General features: G+C 66.0%; 22 protein-coding genes. 15 read left to right on the forward strand and 7 right to left on the reverse strand.

What is annotated here, in order from left to right:
- Window position 1: 1 nt before the first annotated feature.
- Window positions 2–1,000 (reverse strand): RluA family pseudouridine synthase, encoded by a 999-nt coding sequence (locus NMQ14_RS13735; RefSeq protein ID WP_257097010.1) that lies wholly within the window; start codon window positions 998–1,000, stop codon window positions 2–4.
- Between the two features lie 378 nt (window positions 1,001–1,378).
- Here NMQ14_RS13735 and NMQ14_RS13740 point away from each other — a divergent pair, with 378 nt between their 5' ends.
- Both NMQ14_RS13740 and NMQ14_RS13745 read left to right on the forward strand, forming a co-directional pair.
- Entirely contained in the window at window positions 1,379–4,360 is a 2,982-nt protein-coding gene (locus NMQ14_RS13740; RefSeq protein WP_257097011.1) for an Rne/Rng family ribonuclease, read from the forward strand.
- Between the two features lie 160 nt (window positions 4,361–4,520).
- A complete protein-coding gene (locus tag NMQ14_RS13745; protein WP_257097013.1) occupies window positions 4,521–5,036 on the forward strand; it encodes an SRPBCC family protein in 516 nt (171 codons plus the stop codon).
- Window positions 5,037–5,079: 43 nt separating this feature from the next.
- Here NMQ14_RS13745 and NMQ14_RS13750 read toward each other — a convergent pair whose 3' ends face one another.
- Together NMQ14_RS13750 and ttcA are read right to left on the reverse strand one after the other, a co-directional pair.
- Window positions 5,080–5,601 carry a low molecular weight protein-tyrosine-phosphatase gene (locus NMQ14_RS13750; protein ID WP_257097015.1) on the reverse strand — a complete coding sequence of 174 codons (522 nt, stop codon included), beginning with the start codon at window positions 5,599–5,601 and terminating at the stop codon, window positions 5,080–5,082.
- Window positions 5,594–6,544, reverse strand: a complete 951-nt coding sequence (gene ttcA / locus NMQ14_RS13755; RefSeq protein ID WP_257097017.1) for a tRNA 2-thiocytidine(32) synthetase TtcA — start codon at window positions 6,542–6,544, stop codon at window positions 5,594–5,596. Before ttcA ends, NMQ14_RS13750 begins: the two co-directional genes overlap by 8 nt.
- A 171-nt stretch (window positions 6,545–6,715) precedes the next feature.
- On the opposite strand from ttcA, the gene NMQ14_RS13760 reads away from it, so the two are divergent.
- The 6 genes from NMQ14_RS13760 (at window position 6,716) to NMQ14_RS13785 (ending at window position 12,148) form a co-directional block, all read left to right on the forward strand.
- Window positions 6,716–7,648, forward strand: a complete 933-nt coding sequence (locus tag NMQ14_RS13760; protein WP_257097019.1) for an exopolyphosphatase — start codon at window positions 6,716–6,718, stop codon at window positions 7,646–7,648.
- Window positions 7,649–7,776: 128 nt separating this feature from the next.
- Complete coding sequence (locus tag NMQ14_RS13765; protein WP_257097021.1) at window positions 7,777–8,223, forward strand: DUF4864 domain-containing protein; 447 nt, start codon at window positions 7,777–7,779, stop codon at window positions 8,221–8,223.
- A gap of 128 nt (window positions 8,224–8,351) precedes the next feature.
- Window positions 8,352–9,008 carry a hypothetical protein gene (locus NMQ14_RS13770; protein ID WP_257097023.1) on the forward strand — a complete coding sequence of 219 codons (657 nt, stop codon included), beginning with the start codon at window positions 8,352–8,354 and terminating at the stop codon, window positions 9,006–9,008.
- A gap of 1 nt (window position 9,009) precedes the next feature.
- Window positions 9,010–10,179: a M48 family metallopeptidase gene (locus NMQ14_RS13775; protein ID WP_257097025.1), complete on the forward strand. Its 1,170-nt coding sequence runs from the start codon at window positions 9,010–9,012 to the stop codon at window positions 10,177–10,179.
- Window positions 10,176–10,754: a hypothetical protein gene (locus NMQ14_RS13780; protein WP_257097027.1), complete on the forward strand. Its 579-nt coding sequence runs from the start codon at window positions 10,176–10,178 to the stop codon at window positions 10,752–10,754. Before NMQ14_RS13775 ends, NMQ14_RS13780 begins: the two co-directional genes overlap by 4 nt.
- An 86-nt stretch (window positions 10,755–10,840) precedes the next feature.
- Window positions 10,841–12,148, forward strand: a complete 1,308-nt coding sequence (locus NMQ14_RS13785; protein ID WP_257097029.1) for a diguanylate cyclase domain-containing protein — start codon at window positions 10,841–10,843, stop codon at window positions 12,146–12,148.
- 15 nt (window positions 12,149–12,163) lie between these two features.
- Here the strand turns inward: NMQ14_RS13785 and NMQ14_RS13790 are convergent, their stop codons facing one another.
- The 3 genes from NMQ14_RS13790 to NMQ14_RS13800 form a co-directional block, all read right to left on the reverse strand.
- On the reverse strand, window positions 12,164–13,075 hold the full coding sequence (locus NMQ14_RS13790) for a sensor domain-containing diguanylate cyclase (RefSeq protein WP_257097032.1): 912 nt from the start codon (window positions 13,073–13,075) through the stop codon (window positions 12,164–12,166).
- Window positions 13,072–13,902 (reverse strand): EAL domain-containing protein, encoded by an 831-nt coding sequence (locus NMQ14_RS13795; protein WP_257097033.1) that lies wholly within the window; start codon window positions 13,900–13,902, stop codon window positions 13,072–13,074. Before NMQ14_RS13795 ends, NMQ14_RS13790 begins: the two co-directional genes overlap by 4 nt.
- Before the next feature lie 92 nt (window positions 13,903–13,994).
- Complete coding sequence (locus NMQ14_RS13800; protein WP_257097035.1) at window positions 13,995–14,999, reverse strand: LysR family transcriptional regulator; 1,005 nt, start codon at window positions 14,997–14,999, stop codon at window positions 13,995–13,997.
- Between the two features lie 151 nt (window positions 15,000–15,150).
- On the opposite strand from NMQ14_RS13800, the gene NMQ14_RS13805 reads away from it, so the two are divergent.
- The 7 genes from NMQ14_RS13805 to NMQ14_RS13835 all read left to right on the forward strand — a co-directional run bounded on the left by NMQ14_RS13805 (window position 15,151) and on the right by NMQ14_RS13835 (window position 24,261).
- On the forward strand, window positions 15,151–15,999 hold the full coding sequence (locus tag NMQ14_RS13805) for an alpha/beta hydrolase (protein ID WP_257097037.1): 849 nt from the start codon (window positions 15,151–15,153) through the stop codon (window positions 15,997–15,999).
- 42 nt (window positions 16,000–16,041) lie between these two features.
- Window positions 16,042–17,256, forward strand: coding sequence for an efflux RND transporter periplasmic adaptor subunit (locus NMQ14_RS13810; protein WP_257097039.1), 1,215 nt, complete (start codon window positions 16,042–16,044; stop codon window positions 17,254–17,256).
- Window positions 17,257–17,260: 4 nt separating this feature from the next.
- Window positions 17,261–20,452: an efflux RND transporter permease subunit gene (locus NMQ14_RS13815; RefSeq protein WP_257097041.1), complete on the forward strand. Its 3,192-nt coding sequence runs from the start codon at window positions 17,261–17,263 to the stop codon at window positions 20,450–20,452.
- Between the two features lie 18 nt (window positions 20,453–20,470).
- Window positions 20,471–21,979 (forward strand): efflux transporter outer membrane subunit, encoded by a 1,509-nt coding sequence (locus tag NMQ14_RS13820; RefSeq protein ID WP_257097043.1) that lies wholly within the window; start codon window positions 20,471–20,473, stop codon window positions 21,977–21,979.
- An 11-nt stretch (window positions 21,980–21,990) separates the two neighbouring features.
- Window positions 21,991–22,728 carry an SDR family oxidoreductase gene (locus NMQ14_RS13825; protein WP_257097045.1) on the forward strand — a complete coding sequence of 246 codons (738 nt, stop codon included), beginning with the start codon at window positions 21,991–21,993 and terminating at the stop codon, window positions 22,726–22,728.
- Window positions 22,729–22,837: 109 nt separating this feature from the next.
- On the forward strand, window positions 22,838–23,371 hold the full coding sequence (locus NMQ14_RS13830; RefSeq protein ID WP_257097047.1) for a DUF1993 family protein: 534 nt from the start codon (window positions 22,838–22,840) through the stop codon (window positions 23,369–23,371).
- Between the two features lie 71 nt (window positions 23,372–23,442).
- A complete protein-coding gene (locus NMQ14_RS13835) occupies window positions 23,443–24,261 on the forward strand; it encodes a M90 family metallopeptidase (RefSeq protein ID WP_257097049.1) in 819 nt (272 codons plus the stop codon).
- Between the two features lie 15 nt (window positions 24,262–24,276).
- Here NMQ14_RS13835 and NMQ14_RS13840 read toward each other — a convergent pair whose 3' ends face one another.
- Entirely contained in the window at window positions 24,277–25,011 is a 735-nt protein-coding gene (locus tag NMQ14_RS13840; protein ID WP_257097051.1) for a HisA/HisF-related TIM barrel protein, read from the reverse strand.
- Window positions 25,012–25,015: the final 4 nt, after the last annotated feature.

The raw sequence follows: 25,015 nt of genomic DNA on the forward strand, positions 1-25,015 counted from the left end.
GTCAGTCGGGGTTTTCGGTCTGTAGAGTCGGATCGGCGTCTTTCCGTTCGAATTCGCGCATCTGCTGCTGATCGATGCGGCGAACGAAGCCGGCCAGATCGGCCGGCAGCGGCGCCAGCAGTTCCACCGGGTCGCCGGTCAGCGGATGTTTGAGCGCCAGACTGTGGGCATGCAGGAACATGCGCGGCAGGCCTTCCTTGCGCAAGGCCTTGTTCAGGGCGAAATCACCGTATTTTTCGTCGCCGACGATGGGAAAGCCGCTCGCCGACAGGTGTACACGAATCTGGTGCGTGCGGCCGGTCTTGATGCGCACATCCAGCAGGCTGTAGCCGGGCCAGCGCGTTTCCAGCCGGACGATGGAGTGCGCCGCCTTGCCGTCGCTGTCCACCGACACCCGACGCTCGCCGGATTCGGTCAGGTACTTGGTCAGCGCAAGCTTGATGTGCTGCTGGGGATTCATCCAGCGCCCGCTGACGAGGGCGAAATAGTGCTTTTCCATGCCGCCATCGCGGAAGGCGTCGTGCAGCGCCGTGAGCGCCGACCGCTTCTTGGCGATCAGCAGGATGCCGGACGTTTCGCGATCCAGCCGGTGCGCCAGTTCGAGCAGCCGTGCGTCAGGTCGGGCACGGCGCAGGCTTTCGATGACACCGAAACTGACGCCGCTGCCGCCGTGCACCGCCATGCCCGCCGGCTTGTTCAGCGCAAGGAAGACGTCGTCTTCGTACAGGACGTCGAAATCGCGCGACGGAACCGGCGCGGCTGCGCCCGGCTCGGCCAGACGCATCGGCGGGATGCGCACCTCGTCACTTTCCGCCAGACGGTAGGTCTGATCGACCCGCTTGCTGTTGACCCGCACTTCACCCGAACGCAGCACGCGATAGACGTGACTTTTCGGCACGCCCTTGCAGATGCGGATCAGGAAATTGTCGATGCGCTGGCCAGCTTCTTCGATGTCCACGACATGCCGCACTACTTTCGGAGCTTTACCCAACTCCTTCATTTCAAATATACTGCGTTGCGTTTTCGGTCTGATTGCGAGATAGACGCAGTCCGGAGCACATCCAGCCCGAAGTGGTGGACGCCGGTAACAAAGTGTTCGGTGAAGTGCTTCATGCGGTCTTTCTTGGACAGACGAAAACCGGATCACGGGTTAATCCCGCTCACCCCAAGTAGCGAGTGTACTGAGTAGCGCGAGTACCGTACAGGCAGAATCCCCCAGGCAGCTGCGAGACCGCGGCTGCATTGAGAGTTGGCAAACCCCTCCACGTCCCCGTCCCGTCCTCATCGAGATAGAACCCGATTGCCGCCGAAACGATAGACGTTATTCATTTGACGAGCGGTTTGTCCTGCCCGTGTGCGGTGCGCGCGGGAGAAGTTGATGAAACGAATGCTCTTCAACGCGACGCAGGCAGAAGAACTGCGCGTTGCGATTGTTGATGGACAGAAACTTGTAGACCTCGACATCGAGTCATCCAGCAAGGAACAGCGAAAAAGCAATATATACAAGGCGGTCATCACCCGGATCGAACCCAGTCTCGAAGCGTGCTTCGTCGACTACGGTGCTGATCGTCACGGCTTCCTGCCGTTCAAGGAAGTCTCCAAGGTCTATTTCAAACCTGATCTGGAGCCCGGCCGCGCCCGCATCCAGGACGCGCTGCACGTCGGCCAGGAACTGATCGTCCAGATCGACAAGGATGAACGCGGCAGCAAGGGCGCCGCGCTGACCACCTTCATTTCGCTGGCCGGCCGCTACCTGGTGCTGATGCCGAACAATCCGCGCGGCGGCGGCGTGTCGCGCCGCGTCGAGGGTGACGATCGCGCCGAGCTGCGCGAAACGATGGATCAGCTCGAAGTGCCCGCCGGCATGAGCCTGATCGCCCGCACCGCCGGCATCGGCCGCAACGCCGAAGAGTTGCAGTGGGACCTGAACTACCTGCTGCAGCTGTGGACCGCGATCGAAGGTGCGGCGCAATCGCAGACCGGCGCCTTCCTGATCTATCAGGAAGGCAGTCTGGTGATCCGCGCGATCCGCGACTACTTCCAGCCCGACATCGGCGAAATCCTGATCGACACCGACGAGGTGTACGACCAGGCCTACACCTTCATGGAACACGTGATGCCCGGCAACGTGGCGCGCGTGAAGCGCTACCGCGACGACGTGCCGCTGTTCTCGCGCTTCCAGATCGAGCACCAGATCGAATCCGCCTACTCGCGTCAGGTCACCCTGCCGTCGGGCGGTGCCATCGTGATCGACCACACCGAAGCGCTGGTGGCGGTTGACGTGAACTCCGGTCGTTCGACCAAGGGCAGCGACATCGAAGAAACAGCGCTGCGCACCAATTGCGAAGCGGCCGACGAAATCGCCCGCCAGTTGCGTTTGCGCGATCTGGGCGGCCTGATCGTCATCGACTTCATCGACATGGAAAACCCGCGCGCCCAGCGCGAGGTGGAGACCCGTCTGCGCGACGCGCTGCATCACGACCGTGCGCGCGTGCAGATGGGCAAGATCAGCCGCTTCGGCCTGCTCGAACTGTCGCGTCAGCGGCTGCGCCCGGCACTGGCCGAAACCAGCTACATACCGTGCCCGCGCTGCAGCGGTACCGGCCACATCCGGTCGACCGAATCCGCCGCGCTGCACATCCTGCGCATCCTCGAAGAAGAGGCGATGAAGGAAAACACCGGTGCCGTGCACACCCAGGTCCCGGTCGATGTCGCCACCTTCCTGCTGAACGAAAAGCGCGCCGACATCAACGCCATCGAGCTGCGGCACAAGGTCAACATCGTGTTGATCCCGAACAAGCACCTCGAGACGCCGGCGCACGAAATCATCCGCCTGCGCCACGACCAGCTGAATCTGGAAGGCACGGTTGCGCCGTCCTACCAGATGGCCGTGAATCCGCTGGCCGAAAGCTATCAGCCGCCGTCGACCATTCCGGCCGACGAACGCCCGAAGCGCATGGAAGCAGCGATCAAGCACCTCACGCCGGACCAGCCGGCACCGATGGTCGCTGATCCGGTGCCGACGGCGCCGGTCGCCGTTGCACCTGTTGTCGCCCCTGCTCCCGCACCACGCGGTCTGTTCGGCCTGATCGCATCGTGGTTCCGCGGTTCCGATCCGGCGCCTGCACCCGTCGCAGCGCCGGTTGCCGAGCCGAAACCGGCCGGTAGTCGCGAGCGCGGTCCGCGCTCCGGTGATTCGGGCGGCCGCAGCCGCGGGCGACGTGAAGGTCGCGAGGGCCGGGAAGGTCGCGAGGGCCGGGAAGGTCGCGAAGGCCGCGAACCGCGCGAAGGTCGCGAGCAGACGAATCGCACCGAAGGTCGCAGTGAGGGCCGTCCGGAAGGTGGCCGTGGCGAGGGTCAGCGCAAACCGCGCGAGCCGCGCACGCAGGATCAGGACAGCAACGTCGCCCAGGCCGAACGCGCCCCGCGCGAGCCGAAGCCGCCGCGCGAACCGCGCGAGCCGCGTGAACCGCGCGCCCAGCGTGAGCGGGCCGCCAACGATGCGCGCGAGCAGCAGCAGGTCGATCTGCCGCTGGGAGCCGATTCGACACAGCCGGAAAACGGCGTCCCCACTGATGGCGTCGAAGGTGCAGCACCGCGCAGCCGCCGCCGCCGCGGTGGTCGCCGCGAACGTGGCGAACGCCGCCCCGAAGGCGCCGAAGCAGGTGCCATCGGTGATGTCGCCGCCATCGAGGGCGATATCGAGGGGGTGACGACTGCTGCCAACGAAGCGCCGGTCGATCTGACGGAGGCGCAGGCACCGCTGGCGTTGGCGGCCGCCGAGCCGGTCGTGGACGCACCGGCGCCTGTACCGGCTGCCGTACAGGACGCACCGGCCGACATCGTGGCCAGTGCCGAACCGGTGGTTGCGGTAATCGAGGAAGCGCCCGTACAGGCCGAAGCACCGGTGCAGATCGAAGTACCGGCCCCGGCCGTGATGACGGTTGCCGAAGCGGACGCGGTGGAGCAGATCACCCCCGAACCCGTTCAGGCTGCACCGGTCGTCGACACCCCGGTCGTCGCCGACGTGCCGGTCGTGCCGGTCGTGCCGGTCGTGCCGGTCGTGCCGGTCGTGCGGGTTGCGCCGCCGGTGACCGACAGCGCCGAATCAACGCTGGTGCGTGCCATGGAAAGCATGGGTTCGTCACCGATCCAGGTTGCGCCGGCACCCGTGGCCGCGCCGGTTGATCTGCAGACGTCGCTTGATGCAAGCGGCCTCGTCATGGTCGAAACTCAACCCGGCAGCGGTGCAGGTCAGGCGCCGATCGAACCCGAGCCGGTCCTGCTGGGGCGCCGTCGTCGTCAGGCGCCGGTGATCGCCAGCGAACCGATGCAACAGGTGGAAACGCGCGGCGAGTAATTTCGCACGTCAAGTCGTTCGCAAGGAAAGGGCCCGGTGCAGACCGGGCCCTTTTCATGGCGCCGGCACAGCATTACTACCGGGGTGTTTTTCCCGGGTCACGCAAACCGTTATCACCGACACTCGTCGCCTTTACAACATTCACAGAGGAGAGATTCACATGCGTTTCCTTGCTGCACTGATGACCCTGCTCGCCAGCACGCTGGTGTTCGCCCACGGCCCGTCGCGACTCAAGGCCAACGAAACCGTCACGCTGAAGGCCAGCCCGGACGTGGTGTGGGCCAAGGTGAAGGACTTCACCCAGTTGCAGGCCTGGCATCCGGCCATCGAAAGCAGTACCGCCACCGCTGGCAGCGAAGTGGGGTCTGTGCGTACGCTCAAGGTGAAGGGCGGCGGTGAAGTGATCGAAAAGCTGGAAAAGATTTCCGACGAAGAGCGCAGCTTGATCTACACCGCACAGGACGGCGGTGCGCTGCCGGTCACCAAGTACAAGTCGTGGCTCACGGTGAAGCCGGCGGCCGATGGCGGAAGCGAAGTGGAGTGGCGTTCGGTGTTTTTCCGCGTCGACCAGGGAGACTACCCGGCGGCCGGCAAGGACGATGACACGGCAACCAGCACGATCAGGAAGGTCTATACCGACGGTCTGACGAACCTGAAGGCGCTGCTGGACAAGTAAGACCATCAGGCACGGCGATGCGGGCGGCTTCGGCCGCCCGCTTTCATTTCAGCTGCTGTGACAGATCACGGATCAATCCGTCGGCGGCAGCCTCGATCAGGTCAAGCACGCGTTCGAAGCCGGCCGGCCCGCCGTAGTAGGGGTCGGGTACTTCGTCCTCGTCGAAGGACTCGGCGAGCTGCAGGAACAGTGCGAGCTTGTGCTGCACTCCCTCGGGGCAGGTGCGCTGCAGATTGCGCAGGTTGTCGCGGTCCATCGCATAAATGCGGTCGTAGCGGACGAAATCCTCGACCGTGACACGCCGGGCGCGGATTTGCGACAGATCGACCCCGCGTGCCGCCGCCGCTGCCTGTGCACGCGGATCGGTGCGGCTACCGACATGGTGCGCATGCGTGCCCGCCGAAGCCAGTTCGACACGGTCCGCGAGCCCTGCGCCTTCAAGCTTCGCCCGCACGACGCCTTCGGCGGTCGGCGAGCGACAGATATTGCCCATGCAGCAGAACAGGATGCGCACTTCGGCGTTGTCCGGACCCTGCGGGCTGCGGCGCAGCCAGCGCTCAAGCACAGCCGCCGCTCGCCGCAATATCGAGCCTGACCGGAATGCCGCCGACCGCTTCGTCATCTACCCAGCTGCGCGCGGGCAGCTCGACTGGATCGAAGGCGGTGTCGCCCTCGCCCACGTCGGTGCCCGGCTGCAGGCCTGCGAAATCGAACAGCTTCGAATCGGCCAGATGCGACGGTACGACGTTGCGCAGGGCGGTCGCCATCGATTCGATGCGTCCGGGATAGAGGCGCGCCCACTCCTGCAGCATGGCCTTCACCTGTTTGCGCTGCGCGTTCTCCTGCGAGCCGCAGAGGTTGCACGGAATGATCGGGTAGGCCATCACGCGGGCGAAGCGCTCGATGTCGCGCTCGGTGCAGTAGGCCAGCGGCCGGATGACGATGTGACGGCCGTCGTCGCTGACCAGCTTGGGCGGCATCGACTTGATCTTGCCGCCGAAGAACATGTTCAGGAACAGCGTTTCCAGCAGGTCGTCGCGGTGGTGGCCGAGCGCGATCTTGGTCGCGCCCATCTCGCCTGCGACGCGGTAGATGATGCCGCGGCGCAGTCGTGAGCACAGGCCGCAGGTCGTCTTGCCCTCGGGAATCTTGTCTTTGACGATGCTGTACGTGTCTTCGGTTTCGATCCGGTATTCGACGCCAATCGATTCGAAGTAGGCCGGCAGGATGTGGTCGGGAAAGCCCGGCTGCTTCTGGTCGAGATTGAACGCGATCAGGCGGAAGCGCACCGGCGCGCGCTGCTGCAGGCCGCGCAGCAGCTCCAGCATGGTGTACGAATCCTTGCCGCCGGACATGCACACCATGATCACGTCGCCGTCCTCGATCATCGAATAATCGGCGATCGCCTGCCCGGTCGCGCGTTCGAGCCGCTTGCGGAACTTGAGGAAGGTGCTGGACGGCGGCGCCGCGTCGGGCGACGCCGGCACAGCGGAAAGAACTTGCGACATGGACACCCCGACTGCCGGTCTGGCACGCCGAGGCGTGCCGTCCGGCAACCCGATGTCGCCGGAACTGGCGCGGATTATATCGTGCGGGCCAGGGTGACCGCGTTCAAGACCCGTCAATGGGCGCCGTAGAAGCTCGGTATCGAAACCTGATCCCGCACCGGAGCCACCCCCATGAGCACACAGAAATTCCGCCTTGTCACCCGCAGCGACTTTGACGGACTGGTCTGCGCCGTGCTGCTGAACGAGCTGGACCTGATCGACGAAATAAAGTTTGTACACCCGAAGGACATGCAGGACGGCAAGATCGACATCACCGAGCGCGACATCACGACCAACCTGCCCTACGTCGCTGGCGCCCACCTCGCATTCGATCATCATCTGTCGGAGACGCTGCGCAACCCCGGTGAGCGATCCAATCACATCATTCACGCCGATGCGCCGTCCGCTGCGCGCGTCGTGTACGAATACTACGGCGGCCCGGCGGCTTTCCCGACCATCGCGATGGACATGATGGAGGCCGTGGACAAGGCCGATGCGGCGCAGTTTTCGCGCGACGAGATTCTCGACCCGAAAGACTGGGTGCTGCTGAACTACCTGATGGACGCCCGCACCGGGCTGGGCCGCTTCCGCGATTTCCGCATCAGCAACTACGCGCTGATGATGGATCTGATCCAGTACTGCCGGAATCACACGATCAGCGACATCCTGCAACTGCCCGACGTGCAGGAACGCGTCGAGCTGTACTTCGATCAGGCCGAAAAGGCGAAGGCGCAGATCCTTCGCTGCACCCGCCAGCACGGCAATCTTGCCGTGCTTGACCTGCGCAACGAGGAAACGATCTGGGCCACCAACCGCTTCATGATCTATGCGCTGTTCCCGGACACCAACATATCCATCCACATCATGTGGGGCGTGCAGAAGCAGAACACGGTGTTCGCCACCGGAAAATCGATCCTTGACCGGTCCAGCCGCACCAATGTCGGCGAACTGATGCTGACCTATGGCGGCGGCGGCCACCAGGCTGCCGGCACCTGCCAGGTCGACAATGCGCAAGCCGACAGCACGCTGCGCGCGCTGATCGCGCGCATCAACACCGACGGCTGACAGCGGCGCCTGGCTGCGCTACGCTGATCAAGGGGCGCAGCGGACCCGGGCGGATGCATCCGCCGGAGTCCGCCGCACGTATTAGCTTGACCACCCACCCGATCGCGCTGCCAGCCACGGAGTCGACCATGAAGCGCCTGTCCCGCCGTCTGACGCATGTCCTGTTCGTCGTCCTGCTAATGCTTTCACTGCCCGCGCAGGCGGGCGACATGGGCAAATTCGATGCGGCCGAGGCGAAAGCGGTGCGCGCCGTCATCGAGGCGCAGCTGGCGGCCTTCGCAGCGGACGACGGACCGCGCGCCCTGTCCTATGCCTTCCCGGATATCCGCAAGCGCTTCCCGGCGCCGGAGGGTTTTCTTGAAATGGTGCGCAAGAGCTATCCGGTCGTTTACCGGCCGCGTTCGGTCGGCTTTCTCGAACCGGAGCTGGAGGACGACGAAGTGTTCCAGGCGGTCGAAATGTCCGATGCCGACGGCGTACTGTGGGTCGCGATCTACCGCATGGGACGTGTGGAAGATGGCAGCTGGCGCATCATGGGCTGTCGCGTCGTGCCAGGTGGTGGCAGCGCAACGTGAGCACAGGCAACCGGCGCCCGCACATCTTTTTCGCATAGAATTCGCGTCCCGATCGTCGCCTTTGGCATGTCGAGATGTTACGTATTTCAGTTCGCTCCGTTCTGCACCCTGTCCTTTCGATTGTTGTCATGTTCCTGCTGTGCCTGGGCGCCCGGCCAGCATGGGCGCAGGCCGCAACAGCGCCTGAATTCGGCCGTCTGCCTGACAGTGCGCGCATCGTCCTGATGCCACTCGACGTCGAGTTGTTCTCGGTTGGCGCCGGTGGCGTTGCCGAGCCGCAGGCGCAATGGACCGATCAGGCCACGAGGCACCTGCGCGATTCGATCCGGCGGCGAGAAGCGTCACTGGGCGTCACCCTGCTCGAAACCGAACTGAAGGACGCCGATGTGGTCGCGCTGAATCACTTGCACGGCACGGTCGCCACGGCAATTGCGCTGCACCACTACGTCGTCCCCTACGCGCTGCCGACCAAGGAAAAGCGCCTTGAGTGGCACATTGGCGCCGACACCGCGCGGCTGCGCGACACCAGCGGTGCCGACTACGCCCTCTTCCTCTACATCCGCGACAGTTACGCCACCGCCGAGCGCAAAGTGGCCATCGTGCTGGCCGCCATGCTGAGCGTGGCCATGCCGGGCGGCATCCAGACCGGCTACGCCTCGCTGGTCGATCTGCGCAGCGGTGACATCGTGTGGTTCAACCGCCTGCTGCGTGGCACCGGCGACCTGCGCGAAGCCGAACCGGCGGAAGAATCGATCAGCGCACTGCTCGAAAAGTTTCCGCGCTGACATGCGACGTCGTGATCTGCTCTGCGGCTGCTGCGGCGGCGGACTGCTGACGCTCTGGCCCGGCGGCATCGCAGCTGGCGTGGCCGACACACCACGCTTTGCGCGGCCGGATCTGGCCAGCGACGAAGGTGGCCTGTGGGCGCTGATGGACCGTGAGGAAGAGCGACTGCGCCGCTCGCGCTTCCTGCTCGGCGACGACGCGCTGCAGCGCTATGTGTCCGACATCGCCTGCCGGCTCGCCGGCGATCACTGCCCCGACATGCGTGTCTATCTTGTGCGCACACCGTACTTCAACGCCAGCATGGCGCCCAACGGCATGATGCAGGTATGGAGCGGCCTGCTGCTGCGCGCCGCCAACGAAGCGCAGCTGGCTGCCGTGCTGGCGCACGAGGTCGGTCACTACCTGAAACGGCACAGCCTGGAACGCCTGCGCGACGCGCGCGCCAAGGCGGGTTTCGCACAGTTCCTGGGTCTTGCGCTCGGGGCGGCCGGTGCCGGCAGCATCGGTCAGGTGGCGCAACTGGGCGTTCTGGCCAGCGTCTATTCCTTTTCGCGCGACCACGAGCGCGAAGCGGATGCAATCGGGCTGGAACTGATGCATCGTGCCGGCTACGACGCCGGCCAGGCCGCCAGGGTCTGGGCGCAGTTGATCGAGGAAAACGCCGGCGAAGACGGCGGCGGCATGCTGCTGTTTGCCACCCATCCGTCCGCCGACGAACGTCGCGACACGCTGAATGCGGCTGCGAAGGCACTGGTCAGCGATGGCGCGCCCGGCGAGGTGCATGCCGAACGCTACCGTGCGCACATCGCGCCGCTGCGACTGCAGATGCTGCAGGACGAATTGCGCCGGCGCGTACCCGACAGTTCCCTGCGCCTGTTCGACCGCCTGATGACGCACCACGGACGCGACGGACAGCTGCTGTACGCGCGGGCAGAAGCATTACGTGCGCGCGCGCGAAATGACGATTTCGATCAGGCGCTTGCCGCGCTCGGCGAGGCCGACGGTCTGCCCGAGCTGCCGGCGGAAGCCGTGCGATTGCGTGGCCAGATCCTGCGCAGCCGCAACGATGCCGACGGTGCGCGCAACGCGTTCCGGAATTACCTTGAACTTCGGCCCGACGCACCCGATGCGCCGATGATCCGCAGCTATATCGAGACCCCCGTACCATGAAACTGCGCTGTCTGCTTTGCCTCACCCTTCTTCTGACTGGCTGCGGCGGCCAGTTCAAGCGGGTCGAATCGGCCCCGGTACTGGTGCGCGGCAGCATGGAAGTGCAGGCCGGCGGTGACTGGAACCACTACACGCCCTACGGTTCCAGGCATCGCGAAATGTGGACCCAGCACGGTGTGCCGATCGATCTGCTGACGTTCTTCAGCGGGGTGGCCGATGGTGTGGCGCTGGACGACCTCGCGCCGCGCAACGCCAAACCACCGCTGTTTCGCAGCAGCATGTCGCCGGAAGACATGGTAGGTCTGGTGGAAACCATGCTGGCCGGCAATGGTGGCCAGTTCCAGCTGCAGTCGCTGGCACCCGACACGGTGTCGGACAGTCCCGGTTTCCGCTTCGAGTATCTCTACACGGCGCGCAGCGAAGAGGTGGAACGCGCGGGCTTCGGTCGTGGTGCCGTCATCAGCGACCGACTTTACCTGATGCTGTTCCACGCGCCGCGCGGTCGCTATTTTGATCGGGGCCGCCCGGGGGCAGAACGTCTGATGGACAGCCTGCGCGTCGTGCCGCAACGTTGATCGCACGGTAAGCGTCAGGCGGCGATCCCGCCGCGCGCAATCAAATTTCACCCGCCGGGCCGGGCATGCGTAGTATTTTCGGGGACATGCCATTACCGCCGATACTCGCCAAAAGGGCCTTCCTCGACCTGCTGCCCGACGCCATATGCGTGGTCGATGAGCACGGCTGCTTCGTGTTCGTCAGCGCATCCTGCGAACGCATATTCGGCTACACGCCGGAGGAAATGGTCGGCCGATCGATGATCGATCTGGTCGCGCCGGAAGATCGCGCGCGCACGCTGCAGGCGGCCGCCGATATCATGGCGGGCGAGCACAAGCTGAATTTCGAGAACAGCTATGTGCGCAAGGACGGCCGGCGCGTGCATATCCTGTGGTCGGCCCGCTGGTGGGAATCCGACCGGCTGCGCATTGCGGTGGCGCGCGACATCACGGAACGCAAGCGTGCCGACGCCACCCAGGCCGCGCTGTATGCGCTGTCCGAAGCAGCGCACGCAGCAAGCGACCTGCCGGCGTTGTGCGCGCATATCCGCGTGATCATCAATAGCCTGGTGCCGGCCAACAACTTCTTCGTCGCCACCATTGATGGCGACGGTGTGCTCAGCTTTCCCTACAGCCTCGACGAACATCGAGCAGCTCCACCGCACGCGCTGTGCAGCGAAGTGGTCCGCACCGGGCAGTCGCAACTGCGCGCCGCCGCCACACCCGACGCCTGCTGCTGGCTGGCCGTGCCGCTGAAGACCGAGCACCGCACGAGCGGTGCGCTGGTGCTCAAGGGCATGCCGGGCGAGGCGGGCTACACCGACCGCGACATGGCGCTGCTGCACTTTGTGTCCACCCAGGTGGCGACCGCCATCGAACGCATGCAGTTGCTGGCACAGCTCAAGCGCATGGCCCAGTTCGATGAACTGACCGGCCTGCCCAACCGCGCGCTGCTGCGTGACCGCCTCGACATCGCGCTGTCGGCCGCGCGCCGCGAGCACGCTCACGTTGGCCTGCTCTATCTGGATCTCGACCGGTTCAAGGAAGTGAACGACACGCTGGGACACGCGACCGGCGATCAGCTGCTGCAGGAAACTGCGCAGCGACTCAAGCGCTGCGTGCGCGATGCCGATACGGTGGCGCGCGTGGGCGGCGACGAATTCGTCGTGCTGCTGCCCGGCATTCCGCAGCCGGAAGATGCCCACGTGGTCGCTCTCAAGATTCGCAGCGCGCTCGGCCAGCCCGTCACCCTTGGCGGTCGTCACCTCACGGTGTTGCCCAGCATCGGCATCGCGGTCTATCCGGCTCACGGCGAAGATGCGCTCGCCCTGCTGGAAGCCGCGGATCAGGCGATGTATCGAGCCAAGCACAGCGGCGACGACTGTCGCTGGGCAGGAACGGCTGGCGAGTGCTAGTACTTGCCGGTTTTGTCAGACGATGACGTAGCGGTTACGCCCGCGGTTCTTCGCCGTGTAGAGCGCCCTGTCGGTGCGCCGGAACAAGGTCTCAGGACAGTCGTCGGGCCGCACCGCCGTCACACCTGCGGAAAAGGTGTATGCCGGCAACATCGTTGATGCGGATTCAGGTGCCTGCAGCCGGGTCAACAGCATAGCGACGCCCGATATGGGCATGTCGGGCATGATCAGCAGGAATTCCTCGCCGCCGATGCGCGCCGCCACATCGCTGGCGCGGATGCCGCTGCGCAGGCGCTCGGCGAAGTCGCGCAGCACCTGGTCGCCGACATCGTGACCGTACAGGTCGTTGCAGGCCTTGAAATGATCGATATCGATCATGACCAGAATAAGCGTCGTGTTCCCGGTGAGCGATGCCGCGACCGCCGCCTGCAGATGTTCGAACGCGTAACGCCTGTTGTACAGGCCGGTCAGCGCGTCGCGCCGGGATACATGCAGTGCGTGATCGTAGTTCTGCTGCAGCACCACTTCGCGCTGTTTCAGGTCCGAAATGTCGCTGGCCAGCGTCAGCACGCCACCGCCCTCGTCAACGGTTTCGACCACCCACACCCAGCGCCCGTCGGTCAGATCGGATTCGAAACTGCGTGTCGGCCGGCTGCGCCGGCGCAACTGCACCGCGGCCAGCCAGCCCTCGATGTCGTCAGTATTGATCAGCACGCCCTGCCGCGTCGCGTGGCAGTTGCGCATCATGTCTTCCCAACTCGGATGGTCCGCTGCACGGACGTTGTAGCTCGACTCGAACCAGCGGTTCGCATAGCGCAGCACATCGTCGGCATCGAACCACGCGATGCCGGCTGCAGCATGCTCGAACATGCCACCCGGGTCGAGCGCGGCGTGCGCACCGGCGCGTCTGGCGACAGCGCGGTTCATGAAGGCGGGAGGTGATCGGACGCACGCCTGCGCGGCGGCAGGACGCGTGACGGATCGGGCCAGGCGAGCGGGTCCACCGTGGCGATCGAATCAAAGGCTGCTTTCGCGAACAACCAGCCCTGCATGAGCCGCACGCCGGAATCGATAAGCACGTCGCGCTCCGCCACGGTCTCAACACCTTCGGCGATGACCTTGATGCCCAGTTCCTCGCAGGTGCGCAAAACGCCCCGCACGATGGCGCGGCTGGCGCGACGCTTGTCGATGTTGCGGATCAGTTCCATGTCGATCTTGATGTAGTCCGGCTGGAACAGTGCAAGCAGGTTCAGGCCGGAATAGCCGGCCCCGAAATCATCGATCGCGGTCTTGAATCCGAGACGCTGATACTCGGTGAAGATCTCGCTCAACCAGCGCGCATCGCCGACCCGCTCGCCTTCGGTTGCTTCGAACAGTATCTGTTCGACCGGAAAGTTGAAGTCGCGCGCCGCATCGAGCGTCGCCCGGATGCACACCTCGGGCCGATAGATCGCGTTGGGCAGAAAATTGATCGACAGCAGTTCGGACATGCCAAGACGCGCTGCGCCCTCGATCGCCGTGCGGCGGCAGATCTGGTCGAACCAGTAGCGGTTCTTGTCATCCACCTTGTCGAGCACCGACGCCGCACCTTCGCCGGCCGGACCGCGCACCAGCGCCTCGTGCGCGAAGATGCTGCGATCGCGTATATCGACGATGGGCTGATAGGCGAAGGCGATGCTGAAGGAATGTTCAGCAGGCGTGAGGCAGCCCTCGCAGCCGGCACCTGCTTGCCGAACCGGAAGTGAACGGGTCATGGTCAGTCGATGGTTGCGGATTCAGATCTGTTCCAACGGCCCATCCACCCCGAACTTGACCGGTGTAACCCGCGCAACAACCCCGCCAGATCTCAGGACTGAACGGCCATTTCCGGCTGATCCATCAAGGCTTGCAGCGTGTGCCCGTCCTGCTTGCCGACAAAGCTGCATTCGGTGCTGTGGCCATCGCAGCGCCCGAGAATGGGGCAGCGACTGAACAGTTCAGCGGCCCAGTCCACGAAGGCGCGCACCTTGGGCGACAGATGCCGGTTCTGCAGATAGACGACCGAAATCGGCATCGGTGACGGCTGCCACTGCGGCAGCACCTCGCGCAGCGAACCTGACTGAAGGTGCGCATGCACCATGAAGCGGGGCGGCTGGATGACGCCGAAACCCTGCAGACCGCAGGCGACGTAGGCGTCGGCATCGTTCACCGACACCTTGCCCGGCACCTTGACCTCGACCACCTTGCCATCGACGACGAAATCGAGATCGATGACGCGGCCGGTGCGACTGGAAAAGTAATGCACTGCGCGGTGGTCCTGCAGGTCGTCGAGCGAGCCGGGTGCCCCATGGCGCTCCAGATAGTCGGGCGCTGCGCAGGTGACCGTTTCCATCGTGCCGATGCGCCGCGCCACCAGCGTCGAGTCCTGCAGTTCGCCGACCCGGATGACGCAATCGACGCTTTCACGCACCAGGTCGACCGGGCGGTCGCCCATGCCGATCACCAGTTCGATGTCCGGATAGCGGGTGTGGAACTCGCACAGGCGCGGGATCAGGAACAGCCGGCCGACCGGCGCCGGCACGTCGATGCGCAGCCGGCCTTTCGGACCGCGCGACACTTCCCGGAACGACGCCTCGGTCTCTTCGATGTCGGCCAGGATGCGCGCACAGCGCTCGTAGTACGCCGCGCCGTCGGGCGTCAGGCTGATCCGGCGCGTGGTGCGGTTGAGCAGCCGCACGTGCAGCAGATTTTCCAGGTTCTGTACCGCCGTGGTGACGGTGGCGCGCGGCAGGCCGAGGCTGTCGGCGGCACGGGTGAAGCTGTTGGAATCCACAACGCGGGTGAATACCTGCATGGCCTGCAAGCGATCCATGGCGCAACTCCGTTGGAAAAGGTCGTCGCCGACGACCGATTGTTCGTGAATGGCGAATAGTGTTAACGAATTATCGCTATTTATCCAGATAGCGCCAACACAGACAATCCGGTCACGCCTCGACTCCGGCCCCGCCGACAGGACTGACCGCATGCCCCCCCCGCATCACAACACCGCAAAGGATCGTTCGCCCACCCTGCCCTGGCGCAGCCTGGACATCGCCGGCCCGAATGGCCGCATCCCGATGCGGCTCTACCGGCCTGCCTCCGACGTGCGGCTGCCGCTGGTGATCTACCTGCACGGCGGCGGCTTCGTCGCGGGTTCGCTCGACGACGCCGATGCCGCAGCCCGATTCATCGCCGCCGGACTGCCCGCTGCGGTGCTGTCGGTCGGCTATGCGCTGGCCCCGGCCCATCCCTTTCCGGCCGCGCCGGAAGACGCCTACGCTGCAACCCTGTGGGCGGTGGAACACGCGGCCACCCTCGGCGCGGACCCGGAGCGCCTCGTTGCCGCCGGCGATGACGCCGGCGGCAATCTGGCCGCCAGCCTTGCATTGATGGCGCGCGACCGGCAGGACTTCCGCATCGCGGTACAGGTGCTGATCGGGCCCATGCTCGACCCGAGCATGACGCGCGCCGGCGACGCGCAGCGGCTGCAGTCCGACCTCAGCGTCGCGGACTGCACCGACTGCTACCGCCAGTACCTGCCGCGGCTGTCGCAGCGCCTGCATCCCTATGCCGCGCCGCTTGAATCGCGCCGCCAGGCCGGTCTGCCGCCCGCCTACATCGCCACGGCTGAACACGACCTGCTGCACTGCGAAGCCGAAAAGTACGGCGCGGCGCTGATTTCCGCCGGTGTGCACACCCAGGTCGAACGCTTTGCCGGCGTGACGCACGCCGGCCTGCTCGCCCATCCACCGGTACTCGCCGGCGCGATCCAGTTCATGCGCTGCCGGCTCGGCCGGTGCAAGAACGTCTCGCCGGGTTCGAATGATCACTGAATCCCCCTTGCATCCCGCTTCCATCCTTCCATGAGGTCAGCCATGTCCATCCTGAACCGCCGTCATACGCTCACCTTTCTCGCGGCCTCGCTGATCCTGATCGGCGGTGGCGCGGCAGTGCTGCATGCCCGGGCCGACACACCGGAAGCCACCACGACCGCCGCACCGCCCGCCACCCTGGTCGAGGTGGCTGAAGTGACCCGCCAGACCATCATCGACTGGCAGGACTATTCCGGGCGCCTCGAAGCGGTCGATCGGGTCGACATCCGGCCGCTGGTGTCGGGCACGCTGACCGCGGTGCACTTCCGCGACGGCGCGCGGGTTAACAAGGGTGACCTGCTGTTCACCATCGACCCGCGCCCGTATGCCGCCGAGGTCGAACGCGCGCAGGCCCAGCTTGCGGCGGCCGAAACGCGCGCGGCCTACACCGCGACCGACATGGCGCGCGGCCAGCGCCTGGCCGCCGACAACGCGATCGCGCGACGCGACCTCGACGAAAAGCAGAATGCCGCGCGCGAAGCGGCCGCCCAGGTGCAGGCGGCGCAGGCCGCGCTGACATCGGCCCGGCTCAACCTCGAATACACGCGCATCACGGCACCGGTGTCGGGCCGCATTTCGCGCGCCGAAGTGACGGTCGGCAACATCGTCGCGGCCGGCGCCGGCACCGTGCCGCTGACCACGCTGGTGTCGATGGACAAGGTGTATGCCGCCTTCGATGTCGACGAAAAGAGCTTCCTGAAGTACGTCAATCCGGCGCGCGCCGCCGGCGGCGAGCCGGTCGCCGTGTTTCTCGGCCTGGCCGACGAAGACGGCCATTCGCGTCGCGGCCGCGTATCGTCGGTGGATAACCGGCTCGACACCTCGTCCGGCACGATCCGCGTGCGCGCCGTGTTCGACAACACCGACGGCCTGCTGCTGCCGGGGCTGTACGCACGCATCCGGCTCGGCGGCGGCGCGCCGCGCGAAGCGCTGCTGATCGACGAGCGCGCCATCGGCACCGACCAGGACAAGCGCTTCGTGCTGGTGCTCGACCAGAACGACCGCACCGCCTACCGCGAAGTGCGGCTGGGCGCGCGCCAGAGCGGCCTGCGCATCGTCGAGAGCGGCCTGAGTGCCGGCGAACGCATCGTCGTCAATGGCCTGCAGCGCACCCGGCCGGGCGACACGGTGAGCCCGAAGACCGTGCCGATGAACCGCGAAGTGCTGGTCGATGCGCCCGCGCAGCCAGCCCGGCGCACCCCGAACGTGAAGGCCTGAAACCATGAACATTTCCAGATTCTTCATCGACCGTCCGATCTTCGCCGGCGTGCTGTCGATGCTCATTCTGCTGGCCGGCGCGCTGTCGCTGTTCCAGCTGCCCATTTCCGAATACCCGGAAGTGGTGCCGCCATCGGTCGTCGTGCGCGCACAGTTCCCGGGCGCCAACCCGAAGGTGATCGCCGAAACCGTCGCCTCGCCACTGGAGGAATCGATCAACGGCGTGGAACAGATACTGTACATGCAGTCGCAGGCGAACAGCGACGGCAACCTGACGCTGACGGTCTACTTCCGTCTGGGCATGGACCCGGACAAGGCGCAGCAACTTGTGCAGAACCGCGTGTCGCAGGCACTGCCTCGACTGCCGGAAGACGTGCAGCGGCTGGGTGTAACGACGATCAAGAGCTCGCCGACCATGACCATGGTGGTGCACCTGACGTCGCCGGACGACCGCTACGACATGACCTATCTGCGCAATTACGCGGTCATCAACGTGAAGGACCGGCTGGCGCGGCTGGAGGGTGTCGGCGAGGTCGGCCTGTTCGGCTCCGGCAACTACGCCATGCGCGTGTGGCTCGATCCGCAGAAGGTCGCGCAGCGCGGCCTGACCGCCAGCGACGCGGTGCGCGCGATCCGCGAACAGAACGTGCAGGTCGCGGCCGGCGTCATCGGCGGCTCGCCCAGCGCACGCGACGTGCCGCTGCAACTGTCGATCAATGCGCAGGGCCGGCTGAAGACCGAAGCCGAGTTCGCCGACATCATCCTGAAGTCGTCGCCCGACGGCGGCATCACGCGCCTGGGCGACGTGGCACGCATCGAACTGGCGGCGTCGGAGTACGGGCTGCGTTCGCTGCTCGACAACAAGCCGGCGGTCGCCATCCCGATCTTCCAGTCGCCCGGCGCCAACGCGCTGGCCGTGTCGGACCGCGTGCGCCAGACCATGGAAGAACTGTCGGCCGACTTCCCGGCCTCGCTCGAATACCGCATCGTCTATGACCCGACGCAGTTCGTGCGCGCCTCGATCAAGGCGGTCATCGTCACGCTGCTTGAAGCGGTGGCGCTGGTCGTGCTGGTGGTCATCCTGTTCCTGCAGACCTGGCGCGCCTCCATCATTCCGCTGCTGGCGGTGCCGGTGTCTATCGTCGGCACCTTCGCGCTGATGCTCGGCTTCGGCTATTCGATCAATGCGCTGTCGCTGTTCGGCATGGTGCTGGCCATCGGCATCGTGGTGGACGACGCCATCGTCGTGGTCGAGAACGTCGAGCGCAACATCAGCGAAGGCCTGAGCCCGCGCGACGCGACCTACCGCGCGATGCAGGAAGTCAGCGGACCCATCATCGCCATCGCGCTGACGCTGGTCGCGGTATTCGTGCCACTGGCCTTCATGACCGGCCTGACCGGCCAGTTCTACAAGCAGTTCGCGATGACCATCGCCATTTCGACGGTGATTTCCGCCTTCAACTCGCTGACGCTGTCGCCGGCGCTGGCCGCGCTGCTGCTCAAGGGTCACGACGCGAAACCGGACGCGCTCACGCGCATCATGAACCGCCTGTTCGGCCGCTTCTTCGCCGCCTTCAACCGCGTGTTCAGCCGCGCGTCAGACCGCTATTCACGCGGCGTGTCGGGCGTGATCTCGCGCAAGGCGTCCGCCATGGGCGTCTATGGCGTGCTGCTCGCGACCACGGTCGGCCTGTCGTATCTGGTGCCCGGCGGCTTCGTGCCGGCGCAGGACAAGCAGTACCTGATCAGCTTCGCGCAACTGCCGTCCGGCGCCTCGCTCGACCGCACCGAAGACGTGATCCGTCGCATGGGCGACATCGCGCTGGCCCAGCCGGGCGTGGAAAACGCGGTCGCCTTCCCCGGCCTGTCGATCAACGGCTTCACCAACAGTTCGAGCGCCGGCATCGTGTTCGCCACGCTCAAGCCCTTCGACGAACGAAAGAGTGCGGACCTGTCGGCCGGTGCCATCGCTGCCTCGCTGAACCAGAAGTTCGCCGCGATCCAGGACGCCTACATCGCGGTGTTCCCGCCGCCGCCGGTGATGGGCCTCGGCACGCTGGGCGGTTTCAAGCTGCAGATCCAGGACCGCGGCGCCCTCGGCTACGCCGAACTGGACGCTGCCGCGCAGGCCTTTGTCGCCGCGGCGGCGAAGGCACCCGAACTGGGCCCGACCTTCTCCAGCTACCAGATCAACGTGCCGCAACTCGACGTCGACCTGGACCGGGTGCGCGCCAAGCAGCTCGGCGTGCCGATCACCGACGTGTTCGACACCATGCAGATCTACCTCGGCTCGCTCTACGTGAACGACTTCAATCGCTTCGGCCGCGTCTATCAGGTGCGCGCCCAGGCCGACGCGCCGTTCCGCGCCCAGGCCGAGGACATCCTGCAGCTGAAGACGCGCAATACGAACGGCGACATGGTGCCGCTGTCATCGCTGGTCACCGTCAGGCCGTCGTTCGGCCCGGAAATGGTGGTGCGCTACAACGGCTACACCGCGGCCGACATCAACGGGGGTCCGGCGCCCGGCTATTCGTCGGACCAGGCGCAGGCGGCGGCCGAGCGCATCGCGGCCGAAACACTGCCGCGCGGCGTCAAGTTCGAATGGACCGACCTGACCTATCAGAAGATTCTGGCCGGCAACGCCGGCGTATGGATTTTCCCGATCAGCGTGCTGCTGGTGTTCCTGGTGCTCGCCGCGCAGTACGAGAGCCTGACGCTGCCGCTGGCCGTCATCCTGATCGTGCCGATGAGCATTCTGGCGGCGCTGACCGGCGTCTGGCTGACCGCGGGCGACAACAACATCTTCACGCAGATCGGACTGATGGTGCTGGTCGGGCTGTCGGCGAAAAACGCCATCCTGATCGTCGAGTTCGCGCGCGAACTGGAACTGCGCGGCCACGGCATCGTGCAGGCGGCGATCGACGCCAGCCGCATGCGCCTGCGCCCGATCCTGATGACCTCGATCGCCTTCATCATGGGTGTCGTGCCGCTGGTCACCTCGACCGGCGCCGGCTCGGAAATGCGTCATGCCATGGGCGTGGCGGTGTTCTCCGGCATGCTCGGCGTGACGCTGTTCGGCCTCTTCCTGACACCGGTGTTCTACGTGCTGCTGCGCTCGCTGAGCGGACGCCGGCTGACACACGCCGGCCACACCCCCGACACCGCTGCCGCGCTTGCGCCGCAGGCTGCCCACTGATCAACGGGAGACCTACGCATGACCTACATTCCCCGAACCCGCGCGCCCGCGTTGCTGCTGGCCAGCCTGCTGGTACTCGCCGGCTGCTCGGTGGTGCAGCCCTACGAGCGCCCGACGGTCGACACACCGGCTGCATTCAAGGGAGGACCGGCGGGCAACGCCGACTGGAAACCGGCGCAGCCGTCCGAACAGATCGCACGTGGCGAGTGGTGGACGGTGTTCGGCGACGACACGCTGAACACGCTCGAAGCACAGGCGCTGGCCGCGAATCAGGACCTGAAGGCCGCCGCCGCCCGGCTTGCACAGTCGCGGGCGCTGCTGAAGGACGCCCGCTCGCTGCGCGCGCCGCAGGTGAGCGCGGGCTTCGGCCCGACCCGTCAGCGCGCCTCCCCCGCCTCGCGCGGCCTGCCGGATGACGGCAACGCCAGTTCGCTGACACTGTGGCGCGCCCAGGCCACGGTGGGCTACGAGGTCGATCTGTTCGGCCGCGTCGCCGCCGGTGTCGATGCCGCATCGGCCACGGCGCAGCAGCGCGAGGCGCTGTTCCGCTCGGTGCAGCTCGCGCTGCAGGCCGACGTCGCCCAGGGCTATTTCCTGCTGCGCGAACTGGATGCAGAACAGTCGCTGTACGCCGGCACCGTGCAGTTGCGCAGCGACGCGCTGCGTCTGGTGCAGCGGCGCTTCGACGAGGGCGACATCAGCGAACTGGATCTGGCGCGCGCAAAGACCGAACTGGCGTCGGCGCAGTCGGAATCGTTCGGCGTCGCCCGCCGACGCGCCAACGCCGAACATGCATTGGCGCTGCTGCTCGGTCGCGCACCGGCCGATTTCAGCCTGCCGCCGAGCCCGCTGCAGCAGGTCAGCATCAACGTGCCGGCCGGCCTGCCGTCGGCGCTGCTGGAACGCCGCCCTGACATCGCCGCCGCCGAGCGCGCGATGGCGGCGGCCAATGCGCGGGTCGGCGTGGCGCAGACGGCGTGGTTCCCGCGGCTGAACCTGACCGGCGCGCTGGGTTACGAATCGTCCGACCTGGGCAATCTGTTCCAGTGGTCGAGCCGCAGCTTCCTGCTCGGTCCGCTGGTCGGCACGATGCTGTCGCTGCCCATCTTCGACGGCGGTGCGCGCGAAGCCGGTCTGGAGCGCGCCCGCGCCGCCTGGGAGGAAGATGTCGCCAACTATCGGCAGACCGTGCTGAATGCCTTCCGGGAAGTCGAGGACAATCTGGCCGGACTGCGCATACTGGCGGACCAGACGCGCACCCAGGACGAAGCGGTGCGGGCGGCGACGCGCGCGGCGCAGTTGTCGCAGATCCAGTACCGCGAAGGGTCGGTCAGTTTTCTCGACGTGATCGACGCCGACCGCAGCGTGCTGCTGCAGCGGCGCGTCGCATCGCAGCTCGAAGGCGAACGCGCGCGCGCCGCCGTCGGTCTCATCCGTGCGCTCGGCGGCGGCTGGGACCACCCGGCCGACGCCATCAACACATCCGACGCAGGGCCGGTTCAGCCCCTGCATGCCCGACATCATTGAGGAGATCCATCATGACCGTTACCCGCAAAGTAGCCTTCATCACCGGCGCCAACCGCGGCCTGGGCCTGGAAACTGCACGCGGCCTGGGCCGGCTCGGCATCGAAGTGGTGCTCGGCGTGCGCAATGCCGAACGCGCGGAAGAAGCCATCGCCGCGCTGCGCGCCGACGGCATCACCGCCAGCGCGATCGCGTTCGACGCGAAGAAGCCGGCCACCTTCCAGAATGCCTATGACCACATCGCGCACCACTACGGCCAGCTCGACATCCTGGTAAACAACGCCGGCATCGCGCTGGAAGACCTGTTCGCACCGAACGCGAGCAGCGTGACGCCGGCCGTGCTGCGCGAAACCTTCGACGTCAATTTCTTCGCCGTGGTCGAACTGACGCAGCTGCTGCTGCCGCTGATCCGGCTGTCGCCGGAAGGCCGCATCGTCAACCTGTCGAGCATTCTCGGCTCACTCACGCTGCAGAGCGACCCGAAGTCGCCGATCGCAGCAGCCAAGGCCTTCGCCTACAACGCCTCGAAAACCGCGCTCAACGCCTTCACCGTCCACCTGGCTGACGAACTGCGCGCCACGCCGATCAAGGTCAATTCGGCACATCCGGGCTGGGTGAAGACCGACATGGGCGGCGAGAACGCGCCGATCGAAGTGTCGGAAGGCGGCCGCACCAGCGTGCTGCTGGCCACCCTGCCCGCCGACGGTCCGACCGGTACCTTCACGCACGTCGGCGAAGCGCTGCCCTGGTGAGGCAGATGCAAGATGCAGGACAAACGATTCAAGGGCAAGGCTCGACGCTCGATGGATCCGACTGCTTGCATCTTGAATCTTGCATCTTGAATCTGGATTGAATGGAGCGATGATGACCATTTCCATGTATGAAACTTCGATACCCGTTTTCGTGCGCGTGCTCCGGAACATGTCCGACGTGCTCGCGAAGGGGGCGGCAGATGCCGCGACCCGGAAGATCGACGAGTCGGTCTTCGTCAACGCGCGACTCGCGCCCGACATGTACACGCTGGCGCGTCAGGTGCAGATCGCGACCGACATCGTCAAGGGTGGTGCGGCGCGTCTGGCCGGTGCCGAGGTACCGCGCTGGGAAGACAACGAAGCGACCTTCGCCGAACTGCAGGCGCGCATCGCCAAGGCCGTCGACTTCGTGCAGGGCTTCGGCGCCGCGCAGATCGACGGCAGCGAGGAACGCGACATCACGTTCCGGCTGGCCGGTCAGGATGCGCACTTCAAGGGCCTGCGCTATCTGCTCGATTTCGTGCTGCCCAATCTGTATTTCCACGCCACGACCACCTACGCCATCCTGCGCCACAACGGCGTCGAGGTCGGCAAGATGGACTTTCTCGGCGCGGCGGCGCTGGGCGATGCGCCGGCCGCCTGAATCCGCGGCGTTGAAATGACGGCGGCGCGTCCCCAGCTTCTGCAAACCCCAACCAGCGAAACGGGCCAGACGTGCCGCTGCTCCTCTTCATACTGCTGACGCTGATTCCGGCGGTCTGGCTGCTCGCCGAACCGCTGCGCATCGAATCGCGACGCCGCTGGCTGCGCAGCCGGCCGTTCCCGCCGGCCTGGCGGGCCATCCTGCGCCAGCGTGTGCCGCAGGTGCGGCTGCTGCCGGCCGACCTGCAGCTCCAGCTGAAGAAACACATCCAGGTGTTTGTCGCCGAAAAGACCTTTGTCGGCTGCGACGGACTGGACGTGACCGACGACATGCGGGTAACCATCGCCGCCCAGGCCTGCCTGCTGCTGCTCAACCGGCGCAGCGGCTACTTTCCGGCGCTGCGTGAAATCCTCATCTATCCGTCGGCGTTCGCCGTCCGGCGCCTGACCACCGACGCCGCCGGCGTCGTGCATGAAGGACGCGCGGTCCATCTGGGCGAGTCATCGGCGCGCGGGCATGTCGTGCTGTCGTGGGACGACGTCCTGCGCGGCGCAGCCGATGCGGCCGACGGCCACAACGTCGTCATCCATGAATTCGCGCATCAGCTGGATCAGGAGAACGGCGACGCCAATGGCGCTCCGCCCATGGTCGGCCGCCACCGCGTCGAGCGCTGGACGCGCGTATTCGACGCTGCCTACAGCCAGTTGCACCATCAGCTGCGGGGCCAAACCGCGCCTGCGCTCGATCCATATGGCGCGAGCAGTCCGGCCGAATTCTTTGCCGTGGCGTCGGAATCGTTTTTCGAGCGGCCGCAGCACCTCGCCGAAGCCTTTCCGGAGCTGTTCGGCGAGCTGAGCCGCTACTACCGGGTCAATCCGCTCAGCTGGTGATGATGGCGGTGCCGCCTACAGCAGGCGACCGTCATGCAGCGCACTGGCCACCAGCACCGCCGTGACGCCGATGCCGTCGAGCGCGCGCAGGTCCTCGCGGTTGCGCACACCGCCGGCGGCGATGACGTCCACGTCCGTACGCATCGACTGCAGCGTGCGGATCAGCTGCAACGCCGGACCGTCTTCGGCACCGACGCGCCCCAGTTCCATCGCGAGCACCCGGGCCGGCCATTCGACCGGATCGTAGGACCAGTCCGGGCCGAGCGGCACGCCGCGCCGGTAGTCGAGCGACAGCACGGTGTCGATGCGCGCGTTGCGGAACTTGCGCAATGCGCCATAGCTGCGCATCGATTCGGTGCCGAACACCGGTGTCACGCCGGCCGCACGATGCAGTGCCAGCGCAGGCGTGGCATCGACATAACCGCCGTCCACCCACCACTCGACATCGGGGTGACGCGCTGCCAGCTCGGCGATCAGCGTCGTGTGGTCAGCCCTGGCAGCGGTTTCGCTGCCGTCCTTGCGATCGCCCTTGCCTTTGGCTGGCCCGGCGACCGGTGCGCGGATGGCATCGATGTCAGCCACATAGACCTGGCGCGCACGGGTCGCCTCGATCAGCGCCTGCGCCACGTCGTGCGGGTCGCAGCCATCGACCAGTGAAGACTGCAGCGGCTGGTAAGCTTGCCGGTCGCCGCGGCGCGCATGCACGACCTGGCCGTTCATCAGATCGATGACGGGAATGATTTGAGGCACCACG

Source organism: Methyloversatilis sp. XJ19-13 (genome assembly GCF_024580155.1).
In the GTDB taxonomy this organism is placed as follows: Bacteria; Pseudomonadota; Gammaproteobacteria; order Burkholderiales; family Rhodocyclaceae; genus Methyloversatilis.